The sequence below is a fragment of the Cyanobium sp. BA5m-21 genome (assembly GCF_024346235.1).
Taxonomy (GTDB): Bacteria; Cyanobacteriota; Cyanobacteriia; order PCC-6307; family Cyanobiaceae; genus Cyanobium_A; species Cyanobium_A usitatum.
In genome coordinates this window covers 1-25857 of sequence record NZ_JAGQCO010000033.1, presented here as the reverse complement: position 1 = coordinate 25857, position 25857 = coordinate 1, and the positions used below count along the sequence as shown (strand labels likewise).

Annotated in this window: 22 protein-coding genes; 14 read left to right on the top strand and 8 right to left on the bottom strand. The window is 61.7% G+C overall.

Annotation, left to right across the window (positions count from 1 at the left end; genetic code table 11):
- Positions 1-696 precede the first annotated feature (696 nt).
- Together KBY72_RS10500 and KBY72_RS10495 are read left to right on the top strand one after the other, a co-directional pair.
- Entirely contained in the window at positions 697-879 is a 183-nt protein-coding gene (locus KBY72_RS10500) for a hypothetical protein (RefSeq protein WP_254932473.1), read from the top strand.
- A 178-nt stretch (positions 880-1057) separates the two neighbouring features.
- The gene (locus KBY72_RS10495) at positions 1058-1837 is read left to right on the top strand and encodes a response regulator (RefSeq protein ID WP_254961701.1); all 780 of its coding nucleotides are present in this window, start codon (positions 1058-1060) and stop codon (positions 1835-1837) included.
- 61 nt (positions 1838-1898) lie between these two features.
- On the opposite strand, the gene KBY72_RS10490 is transcribed toward KBY72_RS10495, so the two are convergent.
- The 4 genes from KBY72_RS10490 to KBY72_RS10475 all read right to left on the bottom strand — a co-directional run bounded on the left by KBY72_RS10490 (position 1899) and on the right by KBY72_RS10475 (position 6077).
- Complete coding sequence (locus tag KBY72_RS10490; RefSeq protein ID WP_254932471.1) at positions 1899-2183, bottom strand: hypothetical protein; 285 nt, start codon at positions 2181-2183, stop codon at positions 1899-1901.
- 4 nt (positions 2184-2187) lie between these two features.
- Positions 2188-2805 carry a DUF2811 domain-containing protein gene (locus KBY72_RS14445; RefSeq protein ID WP_254932470.1) on the bottom strand — a complete coding sequence of 206 codons (618 nt, stop codon included), beginning with the start codon at positions 2803-2805 and terminating at the stop codon, positions 2188-2190.
- Between the two features lie 121 nt (positions 2806-2926).
- Positions 2927-5110 (bottom strand): PhoX family protein, encoded by a 2184-nt coding sequence (locus KBY72_RS10480; RefSeq protein WP_254961704.1) that lies wholly within the window; start codon positions 5108-5110, stop codon positions 2927-2929.
- Positions 5111-5117: 7 nt separating this feature from the next.
- Complete coding sequence (locus tag KBY72_RS10475; protein ID WP_254993536.1) at positions 5118-6077, bottom strand: esterase-like activity of phytase family protein; 960 nt, start codon at positions 6075-6077, stop codon at positions 5118-5120.
- A 220-nt stretch (positions 6078-6297) separates the two neighbouring features.
- Between KBY72_RS10475 and KBY72_RS10470 the strand changes: the two genes are divergently transcribed.
- From KBY72_RS10470 to KBY72_RS10455, 4 genes are all read left to right on the top strand, one after another.
- Positions 6298-7281 (top strand): RimK family alpha-L-glutamate ligase, encoded by a 984-nt coding sequence (locus KBY72_RS10470; protein ID WP_254993534.1) that lies wholly within the window; start codon positions 6298-6300, stop codon positions 7279-7281.
- Positions 7282-7430: 149 nt separating this feature from the next.
- Entirely contained in the window at positions 7431-7637 is a 207-nt protein-coding gene (locus KBY72_RS10465; protein ID WP_254961707.1) for a Nif11-like leader peptide family natural product precursor, read from the top strand.
- Between the two features lie 45 nt (positions 7638-7682).
- Positions 7683-7901 (top strand): hypothetical protein, encoded by a 219-nt coding sequence (locus tag KBY72_RS10460; protein WP_315859544.1) that lies wholly within the window; start codon positions 7683-7685, stop codon positions 7899-7901.
- A gap of 865 nt (positions 7902-8766) precedes the next feature.
- Positions 8767-9195 (top strand): EamA family transporter, encoded by a 429-nt coding sequence (locus KBY72_RS10455; protein WP_254961708.1) that lies wholly within the window; start codon positions 8767-8769, stop codon positions 9193-9195.
- On the opposite strand, the gene KBY72_RS10450 is transcribed toward KBY72_RS10455, so the two are convergent.
- Entirely contained in the window at positions 9192-9428 is a 237-nt protein-coding gene (locus KBY72_RS10450) for a DUF2811 domain-containing protein (protein WP_254961709.1), read from the bottom strand. The two genes, KBY72_RS10455 and KBY72_RS10450, sit on opposite strands and share 4 nt — an antisense overlap.
- A gap of 607 nt (positions 9429-10035) precedes the next feature.
- Here KBY72_RS10450 and KBY72_RS10445 point away from each other — a divergent pair.
- The 3 genes from KBY72_RS10445 to KBY72_RS10435 all read left to right on the top strand — a co-directional run bounded on the left by KBY72_RS10445 (position 10036) and on the right by KBY72_RS10435 (position 11110).
- Complete coding sequence (locus KBY72_RS10445) at positions 10036-10305, top strand: hypothetical protein (RefSeq protein ID WP_254961710.1); 270 nt, start codon at positions 10036-10038, stop codon at positions 10303-10305.
- 152 nt (positions 10306-10457) lie between these two features.
- On the top strand, positions 10458-10733 hold the full coding sequence (locus KBY72_RS10440) for a hypothetical protein (RefSeq protein WP_254961711.1): 276 nt from the start codon (positions 10458-10460) through the stop codon (positions 10731-10733).
- Positions 10734-10762: 29 nt separating this feature from the next.
- Positions 10763-11110, top strand: a complete 348-nt coding sequence (locus tag KBY72_RS10435) for a hypothetical protein (protein ID WP_254961712.1) — start codon at positions 10763-10765, stop codon at positions 11108-11110.
- 84 nt (positions 11111-11194) lie between these two features.
- Here the strand turns inward: KBY72_RS10435 and KBY72_RS10430 are convergent, their stop codons facing one another.
- Positions 11195-20227: a VCBS domain-containing protein gene (locus KBY72_RS10430; protein WP_254993533.1), complete on the bottom strand. Its 9033-nt coding sequence runs from the start codon at positions 20225-20227 to the stop codon at positions 11195-11197.
- On the opposite strand from KBY72_RS10430, the gene KBY72_RS10425 reads away from it, so the two are divergent.
- Complete coding sequence (locus KBY72_RS10425; protein WP_254961206.1) at positions 20216-20893, top strand: hypothetical protein; 678 nt, start codon at positions 20216-20218, stop codon at positions 20891-20893. The two genes, KBY72_RS10430 and KBY72_RS10425, sit on opposite strands and share 12 nt — an antisense overlap.
- A 295-nt stretch (positions 20894-21188) precedes the next feature.
- Here the strand turns inward: KBY72_RS10425 and KBY72_RS10420 are convergent, their stop codons facing one another.
- Together KBY72_RS10420 and KBY72_RS10415 are read right to left on the bottom strand one after the other, a co-directional pair.
- Positions 21189-21527, bottom strand: a complete 339-nt coding sequence (locus tag KBY72_RS10420) for an SDR family NAD(P)-dependent oxidoreductase (RefSeq protein ID WP_254993530.1) — start codon at positions 21525-21527, stop codon at positions 21189-21191.
- An 81-nt stretch (positions 21528-21608) separates the two neighbouring features.
- The gene (locus tag KBY72_RS10415; RefSeq protein WP_254993526.1) at positions 21609-22052 is read right to left on the bottom strand and encodes a carboxymuconolactone decarboxylase family protein; all 444 of its coding nucleotides are present in this window, start codon (positions 22050-22052) and stop codon (positions 21609-21611) included.
- 436 nt (positions 22053-22488) lie between these two features.
- Between KBY72_RS10415 and KBY72_RS10410 the strand changes: the two genes are divergently transcribed.
- The 4 genes from KBY72_RS10410 to KBY72_RS10395 all read left to right on the top strand — a co-directional run.
- Positions 22489-24024 carry a phytoene desaturase family protein gene (locus KBY72_RS10410; protein WP_254961203.1) on the top strand — a complete coding sequence of 512 codons (1536 nt, stop codon included), beginning with the start codon at positions 22489-22491 and terminating at the stop codon, positions 24022-24024.
- 200 nt (positions 24025-24224) lie between these two features.
- Positions 24225-24629, top strand: a complete 405-nt coding sequence (locus KBY72_RS10405) for a PPC domain-containing DNA-binding protein (RefSeq protein WP_254993524.1) — start codon at positions 24225-24227, stop codon at positions 24627-24629.
- 189 nt (positions 24630-24818) lie between these two features.
- Positions 24819-25346: an NADPH-dependent FMN reductase gene (locus KBY72_RS10400; protein ID WP_254993522.1), complete on the top strand. Its 528-nt coding sequence runs from the start codon at positions 24819-24821 to the stop codon at positions 25344-25346.
- Positions 25343-25857, top strand: a 515-nt coding sequence (locus tag KBY72_RS10395) for a pirin family protein (RefSeq protein ID WP_254993520.1), incomplete at its 3' end; no start/stop codon positions are given. The genes KBY72_RS10400 and KBY72_RS10395, both read left to right, overlap by 4 nt.

Below are 25857 nucleotides of genomic sequence, written 5' to 3'. Positions count from 1 at the left end.
ACCAGCCCACGTAGAGGCGGTTGTTGGTGGAGGTGACCCAGTCGCAAAACTGGTTCCACGCAGAAGCGCCTTGGCGCTGCTGAATAGTGGTTGTCATGAGAACGGTTTGGGGAAGGGCTTACCTGACAGATGCCGGAAGGCTTTGCAGGAAAGCGGTAAGTAGATGCGGGGCGGCAAACCGCTCGCTCATCTGAACTTAACACCAATTCACATCTTCCGGCCAACTTGGAGGCTCAATTGGGCAGCACCAGGACTTATGGCACCGACAAGCCCGGCTGATCACCCCCTATCCGGTGGTCGATGCACAAGGTCCGGCACGGAGATCCCGTCTTGGTGGTTTTCGGAGACAGCCGCCACCGGGACCCTGGTGCCGCGGAGGTGCTCATTCACCCAACAGGTGGCAGCGGCTGCCGCAGCACTGCTGTGTTCTCTGGCGCTAGCTCCATCTTCCTGAGCGCTGCTCGGCTATTCCCTTAGCAGCCTTCCCTTGGAAGCCCCGTTTCGTCCTGCGGCGCAACCCGTAGGGGCCAGTGCTTGATCTGGCGCACCTTGGAGTGCGTGGATAGACGTTCTTGGGTAGCCGCACCGCAAGGTAGGGCCAGCAAAGCCGATGACGCCTGAACTCGCAACTGCGTACTTGAGGGACTCCTGCTGCTCCATGAGGAGCTGTCACAGGATCCTGAGTCGCCTTGGTACGTGGGCACACCAGACCAGACGCAGGTGCTGCATGACGAGTTCTGGATCTTGGCTGGAGAGCTCTACCCCCGCTCCAGCGCTGCCTTGGTAGATGCCTGGTACCGAGCTGGTCGCTCGTCTTTATTACCGGTGAACTGCACCGGCGAGCTGTTCAGCAGCCGGCACCTCCAGCTGGGGGGTTGATTAGGTCTGCTCAGGCAGAGGGTGATGCAGCAACTAAAAATTGAGGCTTTGAGCCGTTAGAAGTAAGAGCAAGGAGCGGCGGATAGGGCAGCTGCTTATGTGACGATTCTTGTTCGCAATCCGCGGTCAACGGGGATTCCACCTATTTTTTGCCCCATCTTGCGGCGCTTGGTGTGTCTTGACCCCAGAACGTCGTACCCATACCATCCGAATACTGATCGCCGATGACGAGGCGAACATCAGGCGCATATTGGAAACGAGGCTGCGTCTAGCTGGCTTTGAGGTGGCTGCGGCGGTGAATGGTATGCAGGCGCTTGAACTCTTCCGCAGCTTTGAGCCGGATGCACTTGTTCTTGACGTGATGATGCCAGAGCTTGATGGTTTCGCTGTGACCGAGAGGATCCGTGCTCAATCAGAAGTGCCGATTATTTTGCTCACTTCATTGAGTGATGTGGGCGACCGCCTCACTGGACTCAAGCTTGGTGCCGATGACTACATACTCAAGCCATTTAGCCCAAAAGAGCTTGAGCTACGTATTCGCTGTGTGCTGAGAAGAAGCTCTCCATTGCTTCTCAGCGGCAAGCAAATAAATAATGGCGCTGAGCTAAAGCCTGCAAGCACTCATTGGATGATTGTAGGGAATTTCAGGGTTGATCTAACGCGCCGCAAAGCCTATCGCGGTGATGAGCGCATCCGTCTAACGGGAATGGAATTCAGCCTGCTAGAGCTATTGATTAACCGAGCGGGTGAGCCAGTCAGCCGGCTGGACATCCTCGAGCAGGTTTGGGGGTATAGGCCCACAAAATCTAATGACAGTCGTGTAGTAGACGTTCACATATCACGACTGCGCGCAAAAGTGGAGGAGGACGTAGAGGTTCCCGAGCTTATTCTTACAACGCGAGGCAAAGGCTACATGTTTCGGCGTTGCAGCCAGGAAGAAATGTCTCTCAAAGTATGAGCCCATGCTCGTGATCTCTCCACAAAGCAGTCAGGACTGGCCCCGGCAGCACCCCCTAAAGTCAACGTATAAGGCCAAAATATTTCAAGAGGTCTTGTTGCAAGCGGCGATGCAAAGGTGTGACATTGACCATATTTTTTGGAAGTGAATTCAATTCAATTCCAGACTTTTCTGCCTCCTTGCGAACCTGCCTCAAGACAGGTATCAGAAGCAAGGCCATCACAAGCGACATCAGCAGCAGCGCCGGAAGAACGCTGATGGTCATGGCAACAAAAACGGTCCCGGCCAGCATTTGACTGGCCAGCACCAGCCACTTCGGTTTGCTTTTGCCGGATAGCTGTTTCATGGCCTCATCTTGATAGCGCTTCCGGCTCGCCGGGCCCCTGCTTTGGTCCGCGAAACAATCCATCTAGGTAGTGCTTGACCACTGCGGGCTGCATCAGCCTGTACTGATCCCATTGCGGGTGATCGTCGATGAATACCGCCATAGCCTGAAATAGATCCTCTGGGAACTGGTTTTCCACACTCACCCCAGCAGCAAGGGCATAGATCAAAAGCTGAGTGAAGATCACTACCGCCAGGGTCTTAAAGACAAAGCGCTCACGATCAAAGGATGGGCTACCAGTTCTTCCAGCCGTAGTGCTGCCCTGCGTCGTTGCTGTTGGCGGTGTAAGCACCTGCCACCAGATCAGCTTCACCGTTGGGGTCGTTATGAATGGCGACCGGCCGTCCCAGGTTGATATGCAGCGCCAGGGCTGCTCGATCACATTGGTCGCAAAGTGGCCGTAAGCCCCGGGTAGCGCAAGGCCGATAGCTGGGCCTCTGCACTTGTGCTGTCGCCGTATTTGGCTCGGATTAACGTTGTATTCATCGTCGGAGCAGGCCTTGCCCCAGCGGTAGCCGGTGCCAGATGCCTTGTCATCCTGGTGCAGGCGGGGCGCACTGCGTCGCACCGAGAGGTGCGCCACCAGGGTGGGGCCTCGGTAAGGACCGCCGGGTCCGCAGCAACGACGTCGAGCCGCAACTGAATCAATTCACTCAAGTTGCTGGGGCTCAGCCTTCCAGGCATAACTGAACTGGCACCAGCGTTCAGCTCAGCAGGGTTTTGCCGTCGAGACGACGGATCGCCACGACCCCGGGCCTGGGCGGCCTGGCGGGTACCCCAGACGGCCAGTTAGATCCGAGCGGCACCCAGCGCAGCTGCTCGAAGCGTTGACCGTTTCGATCGACCAGGCTGTGGGCTTGGGCTTCCACCTCCTTGCCTTGGCGCACACCCTGGCCCTCGCCTGGGTGCTGCACCGCAAGAAACAGCGTGCGGCCCTCGCTATCGAAGCAGGGCCCGCACAGCTCACACCCCACCGGACCGATCGCAAAGCAGAGGGCCTGTCCCGCCATTGCACCTTCGCGCGGCAGCAGCCAGCAGCTGTTGTTGCCGAACACATCGAGGTCGGCATCCCCAGAGCGATCGGTCACCAGCCAGAGGTTGCCGGATGGGTCGAAGGCGAGGTTGTCGGGATGGCTAAAACCGAGCCCGCCCTCCCAGGGCAGGCCGCCAGCGGCCACCATCCGCCAGCGGAAGCGGGCGCCTCGGCCAGCGCCGCCATCGCTCAGGCGCATCACCCAACCGTGGAGCCAGAGGGATTCGCCTTTGGGGCCGCGGAAGACCGCCGGATCACTGCAGCCGCTGTCATCACGGCCTGCCGCCGTGAAAGCGATCAGCAGGTCGCCGTTGATCGGGTCGATATCGGTGTCTTCTGGCCTGGGGCAGGCGGTGGCACCAGCAGCGTTGGCGGCTAGATGGGCATCAATCAAGATCGCCCCCTGCTGCCGCAGCTGCGCCTGCACGTCATCGCCGCCCAACGGGTAAAGATCGCCAAGTTTTTTGTAGCGGCTGCGGTAGGCCTGCAGTGCGGAATCGCTGCTGAGCGCTTCACTGCCGCTGCGCTGGCGGTCGCTGTGGGGCAAAACGACCGGTTGCTCCCAGCCAAAGCGCTCGTAATGACTGGGGGGTTGCGGCTGCACCTCCGTGGTGGCCTCCAGGGCAATCCAGGTGCCGCTGCCTTGTGCGTTGAAACGGGCCACCTCCAGGCGCCCGGCTGCAAACAGCTGCGAATTGGTGCGATCGACCGGGTCTTGCACGAGCCCCTCACTGACAAAGCGGTAAAAGTGGCCGCCATGGCGATCGCAACCCGAATACACCACCAGCGGCTCCCCGGACCGCGCCACAACGGCAACGGCTTCGTGGCGAAAGCGGCCCAGAAGACTGTGCTTAACCGCGGGTTTGCTTGGCTCGCGGGGATCAAATTCCACCATCCAGCCGTACTTGTTGCCGGCCAGCCCGAAGGGATTGCCGAGCCCGTCGAGGCGTGAACCATCCCAGCGGAACGGGCGCTTCTCGGGGGAAGCCGCCGAGCCATCGGCATAGACGGCCTCGGGTACCTGCGACTGAAAGTTTTCCTCAGCGCTCAGCACGGTGCCCCAGGGGGTGGTGCCGCCAGCGCAATTGGCAAAGGTGCCGATGATCCGATCACCCAGGCCGTCGCGGTAGCCAAGCGGCTGGCTGTGGCGAAACACCGCCGCCGCCGGACCGCTGCAGCGCAGTGCCTGCTCCTGCTGGCTGAGCCCGCTTAGCCCATCGATGCGCCGCTCATAGCGACTGCCGCCGAGGCGGCGCCAGCCTGAGCTCCCCTGCTCAAGCTCGAGCACGCCGATGCCGAGATCAGCCATGGCAGCACGGGCCACGGCCTCGATCAGCGAACGCAGCGGGTCGTTCGCAGCCAGGCTGGCCACATCCACGCTGCCGCCGCGGCTGGCCAGGGACTGCTGCAAAGGCTCCAGCGGCAGAGTGGTGCCCACGGCTTCTGAAAAACCTGCCGACCAGGTCTGCGGGCTTATGTATTCGAAGTTGATACTCAACAAGGCCTTCCCGCTAGGTAGGGCCTGAAATGCCAGGTAGTCGTTGTTGAAGCCAAAGCGACCCGTGGCGAGAAGATCCCCCCAGACAGCGATCAGCTCGGCGCGATAGCCCTCGGGAACCAGCAGTTTGTCGTCGACGTTGAACGTTCGATAGATGCGCCGTTGGTCTGCCGCATTCAGCCCGTCAGCAGGCAAGGGCAGAGGTGCACGCACGGGCACAAAGGGCAGGGCAGCATCCCCTGCCGTGCCACGGCTGCGCACCTCAAGCTGCGGCAGCAGCATGGCAGCGGCGCTGCTGCCAGCACCGATGCCCAGTAATTCGAGCAGCTGGCGGCGTTTGAGCGCGGAGCGATTCATTGCTGTTTCATTGCTGGGGTGGCGCTGAGCAGCCCGGCAGCTGGCGCGGCACCAGCCGGGCAAGGTGTGAGCGTTGCAGGGGATTGAAGTTGTCGTCGGTCGCCAGCAGCAAGCTTGGCTGGCCATCGCCAAGGGGCGGAGCCGCAAGCAGCACTTCCCAGTTATCTGGAGCAAGACCGAGCTGCAGCAGATTCCAGCTGATCAGTGGAGCCACGGGGGGAGCGTCAGCGTTGCTGGTTGTGATGGTTGTGATGGCGCTGGCTGGATACAGCACCAGTCGCGCCTGCCACTGATCGGGTGCCGTAAAGCGTCGCCACAAACCGAGCAGTCCCTGCTTGCTGGCCAGCAGATCGGTGAGCCCCAAACCTCCAGGTGGCAGGGCCAAGGGGCGCAGCTCTGCAGGGTGCAAGGCGCCGCTGGCATCGGGCGCCCAGCGCAGCAGCCGTACGCGATCAGGTGGATCTTGCAGCAGGGGCTGTTCAGCCGCCATCAGCAAGGCGCCGTCTACAGGTGAACGGCTCAGGGACTCCGGGCCCCCATTGCTGCGCAGTCCACGCTTGGGCTGGAGGCGCCAACCTGGCGGCAGCTCCCGGCTACTCAGAAGCGAACCTGCGGCCATGTCGTAGCGGAGCAACGCAGCAGGTTGCGCAGGTTGCAGCCGCCCCTCAGTGGCTACCCAAAAGTGCTGGGCTTCAACCACCAGCCCTTCGCCGTCCATGGGCTGCGGCTGCTTCAGCTGTAGGGGTGGCAGCGGCACGAGACCCTTCAGTCCGCCGGCTCGGAAGCCACGCCAGCGGCTGATGCTGCCGCGGGGAGCATCGCTCAGCAGCCACAACTCATCAACTTCTGGGCGGTAGGCCCCGGCCGAGAAGCCACCCCCCTGGCTCGGCTCGATCAGCCGCTGCTCGACAACCTCCCAGCCGGCAGAGAGTGGACAGGGCAGGGCAATAGCGGTGGGTGCGTCCATGGCGAGTGCTCAGGTCGACGCGGATATTTCAGTGGGGGTGGGCTTGAACTGGAAGGACATCGTGCCGATCACGTTCACCGCCCGGATTGGATCAAGGATGCTTCAGCTGTAGCAGAGCTACTGCTCTTTTGCCTGTTGCGCCTGCAGCGTATCCCTGTGCTGAAAAGGCTTGTAGCCATGGCCTCGACACGAGAAAAGTGAGTTTGTGGATGGGGCTGGCATGGATCTCTGGGTGCTTCAAAAGCGACCGACCGGAATGGTCGAGCCCTTTGAGCTGACGCGGTTGCGGGAGGAGGCGCGCGTTCTTGACATCCGCTTTGAGACCGTCGCACCAGAAGAAATCGATCTAATCGTTAGCCGCGGTGGCCGGCGATCAATTCGGCGCTGCGGCGCTGAGGTTCAACTCCCCGATGTCTTGCTGCCCCGTACTGGTAGTGCCACGGATTACTTCTCATTGGCGATCCTGCGCCAGCTGGAGCACCTGGGTGTGGCTGTGGTGAATCGCAGCAGCGCCATCGAGGCGGTCAAGGACAAGCTCTATGCGCACCAAATCCTCGCCCAGAGCAATTTGCCAATCCCACGCACCATGTTGGTTCGCTTTCCAGTCGATCCCCATCTGGTCGCCCAACAGATTGGGTTTCCCTGTGTCATCAAGCTGCTGGTTGGCTCTTATGGCGACGGGGTTGTGCTCAGCCGTGACCCAGCCAGCTTCCGTGACCTGATGGAGCTGGTCTCCGGGCTGGATCGCTCCCAAAGCCTGATCCTGCAGCAGTACATCGGTACAAGACCCGGAAAGGACCTGCGGGTCTGGGTAATTGGCGGCCAGGTTATTGGCGCCATGTTGCGCAGCAGCACCGATGGCAGTTTCAAGGCAAACATCAGTAGGGGTGGGGATGGGCAGGCATTTCCGCTTAACCCAGAGCTGGAGCGACTAGCGCGCGATTCAGCCGCCGCCTTGAACCTCGACATAGCTGGTGTCGACCTGCTGTTTGATGGCGATGGTTACAGCATCTGCGAGGTCAATAGCGCCCCAGGCTTTCAGGGCTTTGAGACAGCCACGGGCCTGAACGTGGCTCGCCTGGTGCTTGAGCACTGCAGATCAACAGTGCAGTTATTGCCGCCAGTTCATGGGCAAGGTCTGGCGTTGGCCCCGCGGCACAAACCGCAAGGGCCCGAACTGCAAGCCCTGAAGGCCGCGACCTGATTGCTTGCTACGGGCTTGCTGGGCTCTCAGAAGAGCAGTCCTGAGCTCGCAACGCTGCACCTTTACGCCAATGCGCCGCAATGTGCCTCAGGGAACCTGGCAGCAGGCTCCAGTTGACGCGAGGTTGATCCCATCTCTGGTTTGAGTAGGTGAGCTGGTCTGATTTGGAGCGGATGGTGGCCGATGCAGAAACCAGCCCGGCGCTCCGGCAGGTCCTCCGCCAGTGCCATAGCCGTCAGGAACTGGTGCACACCGCCCGCCAGCTGGGCTATCGGCTCACCAGATCTGACCTACAAAACGCCTGGCTGGAGCACCACAACGCAGCGGAAGCGCAAGGAGCCACTGGCGTGATCTAGCCACGGAGCGAGGCTGGGCGCGGCAGTATGTAACGAAGACGTTACATGGCTCTCATGACAGTCGGGGAAGTCTTTCTGGAGTCCATCTCTAGTGGTGTGATCACGGAGCATGAGATCTCCTGGGTCGCCTCCCAGCAGGGTGGCTTTGCCCGCCACGAGGAAGCCTTGGCGCTTCGGTTGGGGCGCTTGGTCGACGAGGGGCAGATCAACCTTGGTTGCCGCCTGCCAAGCCGGCGCCGCGGCAGAGCGGCCGCTTGCGCCTGACACCGCAGCAGCTCTTATGAATCAAGACGACTCACTGCACTACTGGCGGAACATGCGCATCGCCATGGAGGCTGCAGGTGCAACCTCAAGTGCCATTTACAAACGCGCCCTAGCGATCACCCAGGGTCTTCCAGATCCCCTCGCATCTCAGGATTTAGCCGAGGGATAATTGTTGGTCCCTTTCTGATCCGGAGGTTTCAGGTCAGGTGGTGGCCCTCCCAATCAGCCTGGAAACGCAAACGCAGCTCGACCATTGCTGCAACCTTTCACAACCTATGGCATTCGTCTTAACACGACGAGTTTTTCAGCATCGCGCTGATTAACTTCATATGGAGCAATTGCAGCGTGTTGAGCGCTTCAATGGCCACGCCGCAATGATTGGCTTTGTGATCGGTGTTGTTCCGCCTGCCACACCCGGCTTTTACCTTTCCGCTTCTAATCTATCTTTGCAGTTGCATTGCCGGGTTAGTTAAGTCTACCAATATTATTTCTTTTCAACATTTTGGCCGCCCAACAATCGACTCTTAATCCATTATTGCTTGGCCCGCCCCCATTTTTATTATGTCTCAGTACATCAAGGACGACGTTGAAAGATTAAGCCGCGGTAAATCGACTCAATCAAAAATAGGAAGCCGTCGAGTTCCTCACAGGTTAACGCAAAAGGAACGCATCCTTTTTGAAGCGGCAAAGCGTCAAGGCTTCTTGAAAGTCCCTGTAGCTGGTATTCGCCCAAACGTTCTTAATGTTTATAAGTCGTGGTGCGATGCCGAGGGTAGAGGTTGCATCATTGTAGATAGCATTAAATCATAGAAGGCTTGCCAGCGCGGATAGCCTCAGCTCATAGCTTCCCAATGCAAAACGCTCCGTGCAGAACTGGCAGCTGTGGGCCGTAGCGGCCGCGCTCTCCGCAGCAGTAACCGCTCTATTGATCAAGGTGGGCGTGCAGGGAGTGGATGCGGGGATGGCCACCCTGTTCCGCACCCTGGCCGTGGCGATTGTGCTGGCTCTGGTGCTGCTGGTCAGCGGCCGGCTCGATTGGCAGGAGCTACGCCACCTGCCCGCTCTCAGCCTAGGCGCTCTCGCCCTCTCCGGTCTGGCGACAGGGGTCTCGTGGTTCTGCTACAGCCGAGCCCTGCAGCTGGGGCCCGTGGCTGGGGTGGCGGCACTCGACAAGCTCAGTGTTGTGCTGATTGCCCTGCTGGCGCTGCTGCTGCTTGGTGAGGAGCTCGACCTCAAGGCCTGGCTCGGGGTGGTGCTGATGGCTATCGGCGCTGCTTTGGTTGCCTGGGTCTAGCGGCTCAGGCAGGCCGGATCGCGCTGAAACAAACCGTCGAGGTAATGCCGGCTCACGGCCCGGTCCTTGCAGCCGTGCTGGAACAGGAAGCCCGCAAGCGCTGCCTGCAGCAGGCGGTACTGGTCCCAGTTGGGATGGCTGCTGATGAATTCCCGCATCGCCTGATACAGGTCCTCCGGGAACTCATTGACGACGCTCACGTGGACCAGCAGATGGTCGGGGATTTGGCTCATGCGTTCATCACGGCAGTCCACCCATCAAGTCACGTGCACCGCAGCGGCGTCAAAGCAGCAAAACCAGTCCGACAAGGCCGTGTCTTGCCGTGAGAAGTAAGTCCTGAGCTGCCTTCCTGGCGGCTTGCTGCTCCGCTTGGGCTGGCCAAAACTCCCCGCTGCCGCCGGTCAAGAGGAGAGGGCTTTTCCACAGCGGGGGCTGCACTGCTGGCACCAGCAGCGGGCTCTGGGGCGTTCAGCCTGTGGAAAAGTCGCCGGTTATGGCGGGATACCGCTGAATTCGGGGGAAAACCCCATAGCTCAGCAGCCCTGATCAATCCGCCCATGCCCCTGCAGCAATACCAATCGGGTTAAGCGAAACACCAGCTCCTGTCTGATCTCCTAAGCAGAACGGCCCAGGGCCAGACAGTGGCCGCCAAAGTGCCTGGTACGACTCAAAAATCTATTTGAGAGTTTCTGGCTTAGAAGGCTTGGGGAGTCGTGGCTGTGACAAGCCAAGCCACAGTTATACCAACGGTTTAACTCTCTCAGCGCCTCAAAGCCAGTGACGGCGAGTGACAGGAAGGAGCGTTCACAATGGGCAAGCTCCCCAACCTGGGCTTTTCTCATGGCTGATCACGACGGACGGATACTCAGCGTTCGGGAAATGATCAATGCTCACCTGTTCCCGCTTCTGGCCTTAGTCGCCACAGCGAGCTCAGTCTCGATTGCCCTATCGCTTGGCCCCATTGCTGGCCAGTCCTCCCGCTGGAATCAGTGCTTCGATGCTGGGTTGGCGTGGCTGGAGCGCACAAGTCCCCGCATCAAAGGTGGCGACAGCACGGCCATTGCGGCCAACTTCTGCAATGGCGGCCTGCCCAACAAGCCTGCGCGCTAGAGACACAGACGGTGCTAGTGCGTCAGAACTAGCACCTTGTTGGATGGGCAAGCAGGCTTGGATCCCAAGAGTTGGAGCGGATACCTGATGTACTTCGTCGATTCAGTTGGGGCTCTGGCGTAGATGTTTAAGCACGACGAGTGACAGATGCCATGAGCAGCTACCTGATCAGACGCGACGACGGCATCAGCGACGGCATCGCCGGTCAGGTGTTCGACAGCTACGACGCGGCCTATGCGGTGGTTGAGCGTTACTACGCCGATATCTGCTGCTCAGACGATCGCGAGTACTACCGGATCGAGGTCTTAAGCGAGGAACTCCCTGGCTCCCCACAGCTCGCCCCAATGGTCAAGCCATTCGGCGACCGCCTGGCGTGTCAAGTGCCGAGTTCACCTTCCTTGAGCACGACAGTGACCCGATGGCCTTGAATGAACCAACCCCAACCTGAGCAGGCTTCATGAAAAACACTTTCCTGGCCGCCGTCTTTGGAGGTGCCCTCACCCTTGCGGCGGTGCCCTCCTCCGCCAGTGAGTTGTGCGGGATCGGCTTCATCAGGGGCCCCTTGGGGAACTGTGTCGCACGGGGTGTGGTTGCTGCACCCGTTGTTGCACCTGTTGTTGTTGCCCCAGTTGTCATTGCCCCCGTCGTCGCCCCTCGTGCGGTAGTGGCCCCTGGCGCTGCTGCCGTGCGCGGCCCTAATGGTGGCGCTGTCGTCCGTGGCCCCGAGGGTGCGGCTGCTGTGCGTGGCCCTAACGGCGGGGCAGCTGTTCGCGGACCCGAAGGCCGCACCTACGTTCGCCGCTGAACGAGTTGGCTACAGACCCACTGCGGCCCGGTGAAACTGGTGATCCAGCCGGGCTATCGCTTCGCGGTGGTGCAGGGGTTGGGTTCAGCTCTGCAGCTGGATGTTCGGAGTGAATATCTGATAGTCCCAGCCCCCAACCTGGTTGTTGAAGGTCTGGTTGTTGAACAGGTCGGAGTAGATCGCATTCCAGTTGGAGATACCGCTATCTCCCAGGCCAACGCTGATCACCTTGAGGTTGTCCGGACTGCCACTTTTCAATGCGGTGCTATCGAGGGCTGCATTGAGCTCCCGTTGGTTCTGGCCCCAGATGTCCACCCCATTGGCCGTGGGCACTTTGATCGGCGTGCCATTGCTCAAATAGCGCAGGCCTGAACTGGTGATCGGATCACCGCCCAGATCGGCATCGGTGGGCAGGGCCACATTGACGCCGCTCCAGCCTTGGCCGTATTCGGGCCGGTTGTCCCACCAGGGACGCCGCTCTGGGCGTCCGTCGGTGAGCAGACCCACGTAGGTGAGGGTATCGGTGGTCACGGAGGTGAGTTCGTCTTTCAGTACGTCCTTGAGCGCCGTGAGTGCCCCCAGCATTTCAGTGCCGCTGTAGCGGTTGCCGCGAGTGCCCGGGGCTGAATAGGCATCGAGGTCGCTGGGCGCAGGCAGGCCTCGCGCGATCCAATCGGGGCTGGTGCTGCTGCCGTATTGCTGGTCGGGTGTGGCCGTCGCCATAACATCGCTGGACAGAATGACCCCCTCGGCTGTGCTGCTGCTGGTGATCACCGTTTTGGTATGGGTGACCAGATAGCTGAAGTCGATCGTGTGAATGGTGACCTTCTGGGCGGTTTGGTTGTCGAATGGATTGTCAATGAGTTCCCAGTTGAGGATTTCGGTGGCCAGGATCTGGTTGTTGGTGAGTTGAACATCGCCATTGAAACCGATTTGGTCGCCCTGCTTGAAGATGTAGCCAGCGTTGTTGAAGACAGGCTTGAGGTAGTAATAGAAGGCAATGCGGTTCTGGGCCTCAAGACGGGTGACGCCTGTGGGGTCGAGCCCCTGCATGGAAGTGGAGTTGTCAAGCAGCAGGAATAGGTTGACGGGACTCGCGTCGGTAACGGGAATCGGCGGCTCGGGCCCCACCGACGGGCTGTCGTAGTTGATGTAGACCGTGGCTGGGTTGCTGGTGGCTCCCTGTTCGTCCTGGATGGTGTATTTGATCGGGGTTGGGTTTGTTGTGAAACCCGGATTGGGTGTGAAGGTGATGTCGCCATTGCCAGGGTCCACACTCCAGGTGCCCTGGCCAGGAACAACAAGCGGTTCGCCTGGATTCGCAGTTCCTTCGATCTTGATCGTGTTCGGCACCAGCCTGGAATCGATGTCTGTGTCGTTGGCGATCACGCGGATGGTGCCGCTCTGGCCTGACGTCATCCGGCCGATGTAGTCATCACTGGCCTTGGGGTTGTCGTTGGTTCCCTCAACCGTGATGGCGAGCACGGCGATGTCCGTGAGTCCACCACTGTGGTCCAGCACGGTGTAGTTGAAGAATTCGGTGAGACTGTCGCCTTGGTTCAGTCGTTCCACCGTCAGGTCGCTGTTGTTCACCACGTAGGTGAAACTGCCGTTGGCATTGAGCAGCAGGCTGCCGTACTGCCCCTGAATGGCACTGCCAACGCTGCCGGCCGTGCCCGACCCTTCCACGGCACCGGTGCGGATGGCGGTGACCGTTCCCTTGCTGGGTAGCGGTGTGTCGTTGCTGTCGACGTCCGTGTCGTTGGTCAGCACGTTGCCGCTGGCGTTGGCGCCGCCACTGCTGTTGTTGATCCCTCCGGCTTCCTTGGCGATGCCGATGTCATCGTTGGCCACGGGGGCATCATTGCTCCCCAGGATCGTGATCGTCAGTACGGCCAGGTCCGTGAGTCCGCCGGTGTCGCTCACGGTGTAGTTGAAGCTTTCGCTCAAGCGGTCGCCCGGATTAAGGGCTTCGACCGTTGGGTTGGCATTGTCAATCACATAGCGGTAGCTGCCATCTGATTGGATCGTCAGTGCGCCATAGCGCCCCTGCAAGGCTGAGCCAATCGTGCCGGCGCTTCCTGCGCCCTCCACGCCACCCAGGCGAATCGCGGTGATCGTCCCGTTGATCGCTGGAGTGTCGGAGCGATCGACATCGCTGTCGTTATTCAGAACATCCCCGGTGGCGTCGGCACCACCCGTGCTGTTGCCGACGCCACCGGCTTCCGTTGCCGTGGCACTGTCGTCGCTGGCGACGGGGGCATCGTTTCTGCCGGTGATCGTGATGGTGAGTACGGCCGTGTCGGTGAGGCCACCGGTGTCGCGCACCGTGTAGTTGAACGTCTCGATCAGTTGGTCGCCCGCATCCATGCCATCCACCTCGGGATTGGCGTTGTTGAGCGTGTAGGTGTAGCTCCCGTTGGCACTGATGCTCAGGCTGCCGTAGGTGCCGACAAGCAGGAAGCCACCGTTCCCGTCCGGGCTGCCTGCTGTACCTGAACCCTCCTTGGCTCCTGAGCGGATGGCCGTGACCGTGCCCTTGGTGGACAGTGGCGTGTCGTTGCTATCGACATCCCTGTCGTTGCTGAGCACGTTGCCGCTGGCGTTGGCACCGGGGGTGCCGTTGCGGGTACCGCCTGCCTCCACAGCTGTGCCGGTTTCGTTGCTTGCCGTTGGAGTGTCGTTCGCCCCCTCGATCGTGATCGTGAGTACGGCAGTGTCTACCAGTCCGCCGATGTCGCGCACGGAGTAGTTGAAGCTCTCCTGGAGGGTCTGGCCCGGGCTGAGGGCATCGACGGTTGGGTTGCTGTTGTCGACGACGTAGGTGTAGGTGCCGTTGCTGTTGATGGTGACGGTGCCGTAAGCCCCACGGACCACAAAAGCTCCAGCGCCATCAGGCATCCCCGCCGTGCCGGCTCCTTCGCTGGCACCGGTGCGGATCGCTGTGACGACTCCGTTCAGGGCAGGTGTGTCGTCGCGATCGACATCGCTGTCGTTGCTGAGCACGTTGCCGGTGGCATTGCTGCCGGCGGTGCCATTGGCCACACCGCCCGCTTCAAGGGCGCTGCCGCTATCGTTGCTGGCAACGGGGGCATCGTTGACACCGTTGATGCGGATATTGAGAACTGCGGTGTCAGTCAGGCCACTGGGGTGATCGAGAACCGTGTAGTTGAACGCTTCGATGATGAAGTCGCCGGCATCCAACGCTTCGACGAAGCGGTTGCTGTTGTTCACCACATAGGTGTAGGTGCCATCGGCCGCGATGTTGAGGGTTCCGTAGAAGCCGACAAGTTCAAAGCCACCTCCGGCGATCGCCGTACCGGCGAGACCCACCCCCTCCTTGGCGCCTCTGCGGATGGCCGTGATCGTGGCCAGCGGTGGTGCCACGCTGTTGCCGCCATCGTTATTGTCGACATCGCGATCATTGCTGATCACGTTGCCGCTGGCATTGCTGCCGGCCGTGCCGTTCAAGGTGCCGCCTGCCTCCACGGCCGTGCCGGTGTCGTTGGCTGCGATCGGGGCATCATTGGCCCCGTCGAGCCTGATCGTCAGCCGTGCGATGTCGGTGAGGCCACCGCGGTCACGCACCGTGTAGTTGAACTCGTCGCTGAGAGTTTGGCCCGGGCTGAGAGCATCAACGGTTGGATTGCTGTTGTTGACCACATACGTGTAGCTGCCGTTTGCACGGACGGTGAGGATTCCATAGCTGCCTGTCAGTACGAATCCACCGCTTCCATCGGCAGTACCTTCCGCGCCGGAACCCTCCGTTGCACCGATGCGGATCGCGGTGACCGCTCCGTTGAGCGCAGGAGTGTCGTCGCGATCGACATCGGTGTCGTTGCTGAGCACGTTGCCGGTGGCATTGCTGCCGGCGGTGCCATTGGCCACGCCGCCCGCTTCTAGGGCAGCACCACTGTCGTCGCTGGCGACAGGAGCATCATTGACACCGTTGATGCGGATGTTGAGAACAGCGGTGTCAGTCAGGCCGCTGGGGTGATCGAGAACGGTGTAGTTGAACGACTCGATGATGAAGTCGCCGGCATCCAGTTCATCGACGATTGGGTTGCTGTTATTCAGCACATAGCTGTACCTGCCTTTGGCCGCGATGGTGAGAGTGCCGTAGAAGCCGACAAGCTGGAACAGGTCTCCGGCGATTGCCGTACCCGTGAGCCCCTCACCTTCCTTGGCACCCCGGCGGATGGCCGTGATCGTGGCCAGCGGGGGTGCCGCGCTGTTAGCACCGTCGTTGTTGTCGACATCGCGATCGTTGCTGATCACATTGCCGCTGGCATCGCTACCGGCCGTACCGTTCTGCGTGCCCCCTGCCTCAACGGCTGTACCGCTGTCGTTGGTGGCAACAGGAGTGTCGTTGCTGCCACCGATGTTCACCGAAAGCACGGCAGTGGTCGTGCCCACCCCGTCGCTGACGTCGTAGTTAAAGAACTCGCTCAGCGTGTCGCCAGGATCGAGCGCATCAACAACAAGATTGCTGTTGTTGATCCTGTAGATGGAGTCGCCATTGGGATTGACGGTCAGCGTGCCGTATAGGCCCGTGAGCACCAAGTTTCCGGCTGCATCGACACTCCCTGCCGTGCCTGAGCCAGGGGTGTCGCCCGTACGGATGGCGATCACGGTGGTCCCGGCCGGGAGGCTGGGATTGTCGAGCAGATCACCGCGGCCGGCGAATCCGCCGGAGCTGTTGTTCACGCCGCCAGCTTCGCCGGCGATGAGGGTGTTGTTGGTGAGGTTGCCATCCTGAGCGCCTTCAATCGTGATCGTCAGGATGGCGATGTCCGTGAGGCCACCTGGATGATCGAGAACCGAGTAGTTGAATGACTCCGTTAAGAGATCGCCGGGGTTGAGCGCACCGACTGTGGCGTTGGCGTTGTCCACCACATAGGTGTAGGTGCCGTTGGCGGCGATCGTGAGGGTGCCGAAGCTACCCACCAGCACGAAACCACCACTGCCCTCCGGTGTGCCGGCAGCACCTGCACCCTCTGTTGCACCACGGCGGATGCCGACGATCGTGCCATTGATGGCCGGGGTGTCATTCAAGTCGACGTCGGTGTCGTTGAGCAGCACATTGCCGGTGGCATCGGCTCCGCCCAAGCTGTTGCTGATGCCGCCAGCCTCAATGGCGGTGCCGGCATCATCGCTGGCCAGCGGGGCATCATTGACCCCGTTGATGTTGATGGTCAGAACGGCGGTGTCGGTGAGGCCGTCGGGATGGTCCCGAAGCGTGTAGTTGAACGTCTCCGTCAGAACATCACCGGGGTTGAGCGCGTCGACCGTGAAGTTGGCGTTGTCCACCACATAGGTGTAGGTGCCATTGGCGTTGAGGGTCAGGCTTCCGTAGGCGCCGGCCAGCGCTGCTCCGAGGCTGCCGGCGTTGCCAAGCCCTTCCTTGTCGCCGCTGCGGATCGATAACACCGAGGCCAGCGGCGGGGCGACAAGATTCGCCCCATCCGCCGCATCCACATCGCGATCGTTGCTAATAACGTTGCCACTGGCATTGGTGCCGGCCGTGCCGTTCAACGTGCCACCTGCTTCAAGGGCTGTGCCGGTATCGTTGTTTGCAATCGGGGCGTCGTTAGCCCCAGTGATGGTGATGGTGAGCACCCCGATGTCGCTTAGCCCACCGAGACGATCACGCACGGTGTAGTTGAAGCTCTCGATCAGAGTGGCGCCGGGATCGAGTGCATCAACAGCTGGATTGCTGTTGTCGACGACGTAGATGTAGCTGCCGTTGGCGTTGATCGTGAGCGTGCCATACAGGCCCGCCAGCCCAGACCCGATCGATCCGGCTGTTCCCGCCCCCTCGGTGGCGCCGGTGCGGATGGCGCTCACGGATCCATTCAGGGCCGGCGTGTCACCGGCGTCGACGTCGGTGTCGTTCAGCAGCACATTGCCGGTGGCATTGGAGCCGGCGGTGCCGTTGCGTGTCCCGCCGGCTTCCAGTGCAGTGCCGGTGTCATTGACGGCGACGGGTGCATCATTGGCTCCGGTGATGATGATCGTCAGGACGGCCGTATCCGTCAGTCCGCCGGGATGGTCGAGCAGGCTGTAGTTGAATGTGTCGCGAAGTGTGTCGCCGGCATCGAGGGAATCTACCGCCAGTTTGTTGTTGTCAACGATATAGATGTAGGCACCATTGGCATTCAGCGTCAACGAGCCATAGAGACCTTCCAGCGCTGCCCCAACCACACCGCTGGTGCCGCTGTCTTCCTTGTCGCCGGTCCGTACAGCCGTGATCGTGCCCTGCGGCGGGCCAGTGAGATTGTTGCCATCGGCCGTATCCACATCACGGTCGTTGCTGATCACATTGCCGACGGCATTACTGCCTGGGGTGCCATTTCGGGTGCCACCAGCTTCGATGGCACTACCGATGTCATCAGCGGCCACGGGGGAATCATTGGCGCCGCTGATCGTGATCGTCAGAACCCCGATATCCGTGAGCGCACCATCGGAGACGGTGTAGTTGAATGACTCACTCAGGAAGGCGCCCGGATCGAGGGAGTCGACCGCTGGATTGGTGTTGTTGACCACATAGATATAGGTGCCGTTGGCCTGGAAGGTGATCGATCCATACAGGCCCTGCAAGGGCGCACCGATGGTGCCGGCTGTGCCTGATCCCTCGGTCGCTCCGGTGCGGAAGGATTCGACGAAGCCGTTGCGCGCGGGCGTGTCTTTGGAGTCGACATCGGTGTCGTTGACCAGCACGTTGCCGCTGGCATTAGCTCCAGGGGTGCCGTTTAGGGTGCCGCCTGCCTCAATCGCCGCACCTACATCGTTAAACGCAACCGGGGCATCATTGCTGCCCAGGATCGTGAGGGTCAGAACAGCGGTATCACTCAGGCCACCCGGGTGATCCAGCAGGGTGTAATTGAACAACTCGGTGAGTGTGTCACCGGGTTTGAGTGCATCCACCGTGGGGTTGCTGTTGTCCAGCACATAGTGGTAGGAGCCATCGGCATTGAGTGTCAGCGAGCCATACAGGCCCTTGAGTGCCGCACCCAGGTTGCCCGTGGTTCCGGATCCCTCATTGCCTCCGGTGCGGAACGACAACACCTTGCCCTGGGGTGGTGCCACCAGATTGTTGCCATCGGCGTTGTCAACATCGCGATCGTTGCTGATCACATTGCCGCTGGCATCCGCCCCGGGGGTGCCGTTGAGGGTGCCCCCCGCTTCGATGGACACGCCGTTGTCGTCGTCTGCCACGGGGGCGTCATTGACGCCCTGGATCGTGATGGTGAGCAGCCCGATATCGCTCAACGCCCCATCGGAGACGGTGTAGTTGAACGATTCGCTGAGGCTGGCGCCAGGATCGAGGGCATCAACAATGGGGTGATTGTTGTCGATGTTGTAGGTGAAGCTGCCGTCGACATTGACAATCAGCTGCCCGTAGATTCCCATCAGTGGCGATCCCAGGGTCCCAGCGCTGCCCGCTCCCTCGCTGGCTCCCGTTCGGATGCCGGTCACCGTTCCCTTGATGGTCAGCGGGTTATCGGCGGGATCGGGGTCGCTGTCGTTGCTCAGCAGGTTGCCGTTGGCGTTGGAGCCGGCGACGCTGTTGAAGCGACCACCGGCTTCGATCGCGGCGCCGGTGTCGTTCGCTGCCACCGGAGGGCGGTTGGCGACAAGGATCACGGTCTTACTGCTGAGATAGTCGTTCAGAGCGCCCGGCCCATCGCTGCCGTTGCGCTCGCCGTTGGCAGCGCCCGATGCCCCTGGAGTGCTGCTGCCGGTGCTGTTGCCGTCGCTGCCGTTGGCTGTGCCTGTGCCCGGCAGGCTGGTGTAGCTGACACTGGCACTGTTGGAGAGGGCTGTGCCCGGTGGCAGGGTCGCTGCCAATACCCCCTGATAGGTGATGGTGACCGACTGGTTGATGTCCAGCTCAGGCACCTCTAGCTGGATGCGGTCGCTCAGGCCGTTGCTGCCGCTGAAGATCGAGGTGTCGATCACCGCTGGCGCCGCCGGCTGGCTCTGCACAACGGTGGGCGCTCCGCTGAGATCGAAGTTGATGCCTAGGGCATCGAGATTGTCGTCAACGCTGAGGTTGAAGGCCTTGGCCGTACCCGTGTTGCGGATGACCACGGTGTAGACGAGGGTGTCGCCGGGGGTGGGGTTGGCGTTGCCGCTGGCCCCGGTCTTCTGGAGCACCACCGTCTTGTCGGTCTGCAGCAGTGGTTCTCGCACCAATAGGGGCGGGGCGCTCGAGGTGCTCTCCGCCACAGCGCCGTTGAGGCCGGCGCTGGCGATGAAGCTGTTGGTGATGGTGGTGCCGGCCTGGTTGCCGGCCACGTTCGCCACCAGGGCGTTGAACTCGATCAGCACCGATTCGATCTGCGTCGGATCGGTGTTGCGGTTCACGAGCTCTCCCAGATCCCAGCTCAGCGTCTGCCCCGCGATCGTTGGCGCGTAGCTGGCGGTGGGGATCACCGTGTTGTTGTTGCCGATGCTCGGCAGGTAGTACGGATCGATCACCCCCTGGTTCCAGCTCAGATCGGCAGCATTGGCGGCGACGAAGGCCAGTTTTGCCGTGTTGTCGGCCAGGAAGGTCAGTCCGGAGGGCAGGACGTCGCGCATGGTCGCTTTGCCCACGGTCCCCTGGGGGAGGTCCGTCTTGAGCCGATAGCGCACGATCTCGCCGATCACCACGTCGTTGCCGCTGGTGTGGGCCTCGGAGGTGAGCCGGGTGCTCTTGATGGCATCCAGGGCCTGGCTCACCACCGACTGGCTGGCGCTTTTGGCGTAGTTGTTGAGGCTGCCACCACTGCCATCCCGCTCGCCCGTGGCGGTGCCGGAGGCACCCGGGGTGGTGCTGCCGGTGCTGTTGCCGCCGCTGCCATTCGGCGTGCCGGTGCCGGGCAGGCCGGTTTCGACGGGGCCCAGCTGGGCCTCCGGCTCGATTACGCCTTCAGCCGTGATCTCGTTGCCGGCGTCTTCGGACGCTTTGGTCAGGGCTCGGCCGATGGAGGCTCCCTGTTCATCAACGGCACCAGCTTCAGCGGCCAATCCTCCGATCTCACCTGGGGCGGCGGCGGTCTGTTTGCCCAGTGGTCCCGTCCGGACTGGTTCATCAGTGCTGCGATCGGTGGCGATGGGTTGAGCAGCCAACAACCCTTTGCCATCAGCAGCAGTAATGCCGCCGGTGTCCGCACCAGCTCCCCTTCCGGCAGTGGCAGTGCTTTCAACACGGCACTGAATTTTGGTGGACGCATCCGTCTGTCCGACACCCAGTTGCTCGAACCCAGCGCCCTACTCACTACCTCCAGCCTGTCCTTCGGCCAGGTGAGCATTCCCGATGGCACCACCAACCAGAGCTTTTTGCTGCCCTCCAGCAGCAGCACCGTTGGCACCGCCGACATCGGTTTCACCTGGCGGGCGCCGATGCAGCAAGGCAAGAACCTGATCACACCATCCTTGCGGGTGAGCTGGCTGGGCGCTGGCTTCCTAGGCGGAGAGCCCGCCACGGTGGTCAGCAGCGGCAGCGGCAGCCAGGCCACCCAGGCCACCGGCTCCCTGGTGCAGAGCAGTGGCCTTGGCCTGCAGGGGCAACTGGCCTACACCCTCAGCGACAACACCACCTTCTATGTGCGGGGCGGCGCCGGGTTGTATTCCGGTGGCACCGCCTGGGACGTGGGTGGTGGCGTCAAGTTCCGCTGGGGCGGTGCCACCCGCAGCGTGGCGGCCGTTCCGGCCCCTGCCCCTCAGCCCGAGCCCGCCCCAGCTCCGGTGGTAGTGCCGGCCCCAGAGCCCCAGCCGATCCGAGGCCTGTGGTGAGGCAATCTCTCCCCAGTCCTTCAACTTCACTTGAAGGAAGCCCGCTGGGCTGGTAATCAGGCGGCTATCGCTTCAAGAGCCAGTGAAGCTCCTCCCGGCAATTTTATGTTGCAGGTATTGCTGAGCTGCCGTGTCCCAGAGCGAGCTACTGCGGTTTCTGGCCCATGTGGGGACTGATTCAGCCGCTACTACTGAGTGCGCTTTAGCCCGCATTCAGTACTTACAAAACAAAACCCCTGAGGTGGCTGCAATTGCTGAGCCAGCCACGGGATCCCTTCAATTAGAAGTGAGGGGCTTAAATCCCGAGGGTCTCGCCACCATCGATGTAGAGATCGTGAATGGCAATATGCGCCGAATCAGGAGACAACAAAGAGGTCGCCGCCGCAGCTACCTGCTCGGCCTCTGCGGTTGCAACCACGAGCGCCGCAATGGAGGTTTGATCGGCGAGGCCAACTTGTACCACATCCACTTGTAGATCATCACGGCGCAATTCGTTGGCCAGAGCATCCATTGGCTCATCGGAAATGCCAGCGATCACGCGCCTGTCGGTCCAGGCCTCCCCGGCAACACGACGGGCGATTGCTGCACCGATGCCGTGGGCAGCTCCCACCACCACAGTGGTTCCTGGGGCCATTTACTTTTCCTTTGATTAAGTCTGCTTCATGGCTAGCAATTCCTCAGCAAAGTGTGGCTTAACTGCGCCAGTGGTGATTGTCTATGGTTGGGTTAAGCCAGGTACATGGGGCATCGATGTTTCAATCGGCACCTGCAACACGTTGTTGGTGAGGGCGAACAGTACGTACTGGGAAACCAAGCCGATCAGATCCACCACCTGCTGGGCGCTTAATTGGCTGCCGTATTCAGACCAAAGTTCAGCAGATACGGTGCGCTCTTCCACCATGGCTTCTGTCAGCGTGAGCAAGGCCCTCTCAAGGCCGTTGAAAGCCTCAAAGCGACCCATCCGCACCGCTTCAATTTCCTCATCACTGGCACCAAACTCCTTGGCCACTAAAACGTGGTGCTTCCAGACGTAATCGCTTGCATAGAGGCAGCCAATCCGCAGGATTACCAACTCCTGCTGCCGCTCACCGAACGACATCGAGCTCTTGCTGGTGACCCACCAATTCAGAAAGGGGGCAAGCAGGTCTGGGCTGTGCATCAGCTGGCCCAACACATTTTCCGGATAGCCCGGCCCTTTCAGCCCTGCCCCAGGAATGCGCTCCAGAATGGCGCAACACTCTGGGCTCAGATTATTGGTGGAACAAGCGCCCTGCCTTGGGTTGCTCTCATTGGGGTGAACAGGTGGGATGCCCATCACGGGAGTGGATTTTGTTCGCCATACATTTAACTCCTAGCAGCCGTTTGGGGTGACCAAAACCCCGGTTTGCTTCTAATTTTGAACATGCTTGATTTTCTGTAAGTCATGCTCGCCAGCACCGGACGCGAAGCACAAGTGCAGTGTGTCCAAATCTGACCCTGTAGGTGTTGGCGCCAACCCGTGGGCCTATCGCGCCTCTTAGGGTCGGGTTGATGGTTGATCTGACGCTGCTAAGTAGGGACGCTTGCTTGCTTTGCTGCCGCGAGCGAGAGGGGCGATGCCGGATCTAATCGTGATCGGCAGTGGCCTGGGGGGCCTTTGTGCCGCCGCCATCGCCTCGCGCCACGGGCTGGAGGTGCAGGTGCTGGAGGCCCACAGCCAGCCCGGCGGCGCCGCCCATGGTTTTCGACGGGGACCCTTCCACTTCGAGTCTGGCCCCTCGCTTTGGAGCGGGCTGGGCCGCTGGCCTAGTGCCAACCCCCTGGCCCAGGTGCTGCGGGCCGTGGGTGAAAGCGTGCCGGTGACCCGCTACTCGGAGTGGGGCCTGCTGTTGCCCGAGGGCAATCTTCGGGTTGGCGTGGGTTTGGATCCATTTCTGGAGGTGCTCCGCAGCCTGCGGGGGCCAGCGGTCGCCGCTGAATGGCAGGACTTTCTGGTGGCCATGGCCCCGTTGTGCCGCGCCGCCGGATCGCTGCCGCTGTTGGCCCTGCGCCCCGGTGCTGGCCTGCTCACCACTCTTGGCAGCCAGGGGTTGGGGCTGATCGGCCAGGCGGGCCAGCTGGCAGCGCTGGGCGGAGCTTTTGGGCCTATGGCCCGCCGCCATCTGCGCGATCCCTTTCTGCTCCATTGGGTGGAGATGCTGTGTTTTCTGATCTCCGGCCTGGAGCCTGATCAGACCAGTGCAGCCGCCATGGCCACCCTGTTTGGCGAGTGGTTTGAGCCCGATGCGGGGTTGGACTACCCGATAGGTGGCAGCCCCGCCGTGGTGGACGCATTGGTGCGGGGCATCCGCCGCCATGGGGGCGAGCTGCGCACGGGCGCGGCGGTGGCTGAAATCGAACTGTCGGGGGGGCGGGCCACGGGGGTGCGCCTTGTCAGCGGCGAACGGCTGAACGCCCGCCACGGAGTTATTAGTAATGCCAGCCCATGGGATACGGCCGCCCTGCTGGGTAAGGGCAGTGCACCGGAGCGTTGGCGCCAGAAGCTTCTGGCTGCGCCGGCTTGTCCCAGCTTTCTTCACTGGCACCTGGCTTTCAAAGATGAAGGCCTGGCCGAGCTGCCCATCCACCATGTGTGGGTGGGAGATTGGCAGCGGGGCATCAGGGCTGAGCGCAACATGGTGGTGCTGTCGATGCCGTCGCGGCTGGATCCCTCCCTGGCACCGCCGGGCCACCAGGTGTTGCACGGATACACGCCAGCCAACGAACCCTGGGAGCTATGGAAGGATCTGGAGCGGGGCACCCCCGCCTATGAGGAGCTGCGCCGCGAGCGTTGCGGTGTGTTCCATGGCGTTTTCGATCAACTGGTGCCCGATTGGCACGAGCGGGTGGTGCTTGAGCTGCAGGGAACCCCCCTCAGCCATCGCGACTTCCTGCGGGTGCACCAGGGCAGCTATGGCCCCGCCTGGCCCGCCAACCGCGGAGCCTTCCCCGGCGGCGGCACCCCGATCAAAGGCTTGGCGCTCTGCGGTGCGGGCGTATTCCCCGGAATTGGCGTACCCCCCGTAGCCGTGAGCGGCGCCATGGCGGCCCACCGCTTTGTGCCCGCTGCGGCCCAACGGCGATTGCTTGAGGAGTTGGAGCTGGTGAGCTGAATATTTACTGCTTACTGCTTACTGCTTACTGCTTACTGCTTACTGTTTAGTTCTGGTCAATTAATTTGTTTTGGCTATGGGGATGGGGTGGGCACTTTTTACCTCAAGCCCAACTCCCTGCGCCTCGGCGCCCATGTGGCCAATGCCGGCTATGTGGATGCCTTGGTGATGGTCCAGGGGCTTGTGGAGGGGCCAACCCCATGAAGGTGGTGCCGCTGCGGCTTGCGCCGGGAGACGACCTCCGGCAGACGCTGGAAACCTGGATGGGCGAGCAGCAGGAGCAGGCGGGCTGCGTGATTAGCGCCGTGGGCAGCCTCTCGGTCGCCCAGCTGCGCTTTGCGGGGGCTGCTGAGGCCACGACCATCCACGGTGAGCTGGAGATACTCAGCCTGGCCGGCACCCTTTCGCCCGATGGCGCCCATCTGCACATTGCTGTGGCCGACAGCAGGGGCGCCGTGATCGGCGGCCACCTCTGCACCGGCTCCCTGGTGCGCACCACCGCCGAGTTGGTGGTTTGCCTGCTGCCGGAATGGCATTTCTGGCGGGAGCTGGATCCTGCCACCGGCTATCCCGAGCTGCGGATCAGTCCTCTGGCTCCGGGCTAAGGGCAGCCGTAGCTCCATCAGCAGAAACACCAGCCAGGTAACGCCAGCGCTGATACCGCCTGTCCAGTCGTTAAGCAGCAGTTCGACGATCGATACGGTGCTGGCGCCCCTCAATGCCCAGGATCTCGCCAGCTTCTTCAGCACCGGCCACGCTGGCTATACCAATTACTCCACCCTGGAGCCCCAGCCATGAGTACCCCAACCTCCACAGATGTACTGGTGATCGCCGCTAGCAACGGCCATAACCTGCAGCTGGCTGAGCGCTTCGCAGCGGCCGCCCGCCAGCAGGGCCAAAGCGCTGCCGTGCTCGATCTCACCACCATGAACCTGCCGCTTTTCACCCCGCGAGCCCAGGCCGCCGGCACACCGCCAGGGTTGGCGGCGTTGGAGGCCCAGCTGGCAGCCTCTCCGCGCTGGGTGATCTGCTCGCCGGAATACAACGGCTCGATCCCGCCGGTGCTCACCAGTGCAATCGCCTGGCTGTCGGTGCAGGGCAGCGACTTCCGGGCCCTCTTCAACTGCCGCCCCGTGGTGATCGCCACCCACTCCGGCGGCGGCGGCTATGGCGTGCTCACGGCCATGAGGCTGCAGCTGGCCCATCTCGGTGCCCATGTGGTGGGCCGCCAGCTGTCGAGCAACAGCGACAATCCGGCCAAGGACGACTCCATCGCTGATCTGATCACGCACCTGCACCACATCCATATTTCCCAACCATGACCACCTCCTCAGGCCTGGTATTTCGCCCGGCCGCCGAGCGTTTCCACAGCCAGCTCGACTGGCTCGACAGCTGGCACAGCTTTTCCTTTTCCAGTCATTACGACCCAGCCTGGATGGGCTATGGGCCGCTGCGGGTGATCAACGACGACACGATCGCCGCCGGCACAGGCTTCGGCATGCACCCCCACCGCGACATGGAGATCCTGACCGTGATGGTGGAGGGCCAGCTCAACCATTGCGACTCGATGGGCCACGCCGAGGTGCTGCGCGTCGGCGAGGTGCAGCGCATGAGCGCAGGCACCGGTGTGGTGCACAGCGAAATCAACCAGGGCGATAAGCCATGCCGGCTGCTGCAGATCTGGATCGTGCCCAGTAGCACCGGCATCGCCCCGGACTACGAGCAGAAACCCTTCGCCATCGGTCCCGGCTGGACTCCCCTGCTGGATCCCGAGCAGGCCGATGGCGCCATGGCGATCCACCGGCCGGTGCGCCTCTGGCGGGCTCAGCCAGG

Bases quoted from the DNA above. Each gene is read 5' to 3' on its own strand.
- KBY72_RS10475 (WP_254993536.1), bottom strand. From the start codon at position 6,077: ATGGACGCACCCACCGCTATTGCCCTGCCCTGTCCACTCTCTGCCGGC.
- KBY72_RS10470 (WP_254993534.1), top strand. From the start codon at position 6,298: ATGGATCTCTGGGTGCTTCAAAAGCGACCGACCGGAATGGTCGAGCCC.
- KBY72_RS10490 (WP_254932471.1), bottom strand. From the start codon at position 2,183: ATGAAACAGCTATCCGGCAAAAGCAAACCGAAGTGGCTGGTGCTGGCC.
- KBY72_RS10400 (WP_254993522.1), top strand. From the start codon at position 24,819: ATGAGTACCCCAACCTCCACAGATGTACTGGTGATCGCCGCTAGCAAC.
- KBY72_RS10435 (WP_254961712.1), top strand. From the start codon at position 10,763: ATGAAAAACACTTTCCTGGCCGCCGTCTTTGGAGGTGCCCTCACCCTT.
- KBY72_RS10440 (WP_254961711.1), top strand. From the start codon at position 10,458: ATGAGCAGCTACCTGATCAGACGCGACGACGGCATCAGCGACGGCATC.
- KBY72_RS10480 (WP_254961704.1), bottom strand. From the start codon at position 5,110: ATGAATCGCTCCGCGCTCAAACGCCGCCAGCTGCTCGAATTACTGGGC.
- KBY72_RS10405 (WP_254993524.1), top strand. From the start codon at position 24,225: ATGAAGGTGGTGCCGCTGCGGCTTGCGCCGGGAGACGACCTCCGGCAG.
- KBY72_RS10450 (WP_254961709.1), bottom strand. From the start codon at position 9,428: ATGAGCCAAATCCCCGACCATCTGCTGGTCCACGTGAGCGTCGTCAAT.
- KBY72_RS10415 (WP_254993526.1), bottom strand. From the start codon at position 22,052: ATGCACAGCCCAGACCTGCTTGCCCCCTTTCTGAATTGGTGGGTCACC.
- KBY72_RS10410 (WP_254961203.1), top strand. From the start codon at position 22,489: ATGCCGGATCTAATCGTGATCGGCAGTGGCCTGGGGGGCCTTTGTGCC.
- KBY72_RS10420 (WP_254993530.1), bottom strand. From the start codon at position 21,527: ATGGCCCCAGGAACCACTGTGGTGGTGGGAGCTGCCCACGGCATCGGT.
- KBY72_RS10445 (WP_254961710.1), top strand. From the start codon at position 10,036: ATGGCTGATCACGACGGACGGATACTCAGCGTTCGGGAAATGATCAAT.
- KBY72_RS10460 (WP_315859544.1), top strand. From the start codon at position 7,683: ATGGCTCTCATGACAGTCGGGGAAGTCTTTCTGGAGTCCATCTCTAGT.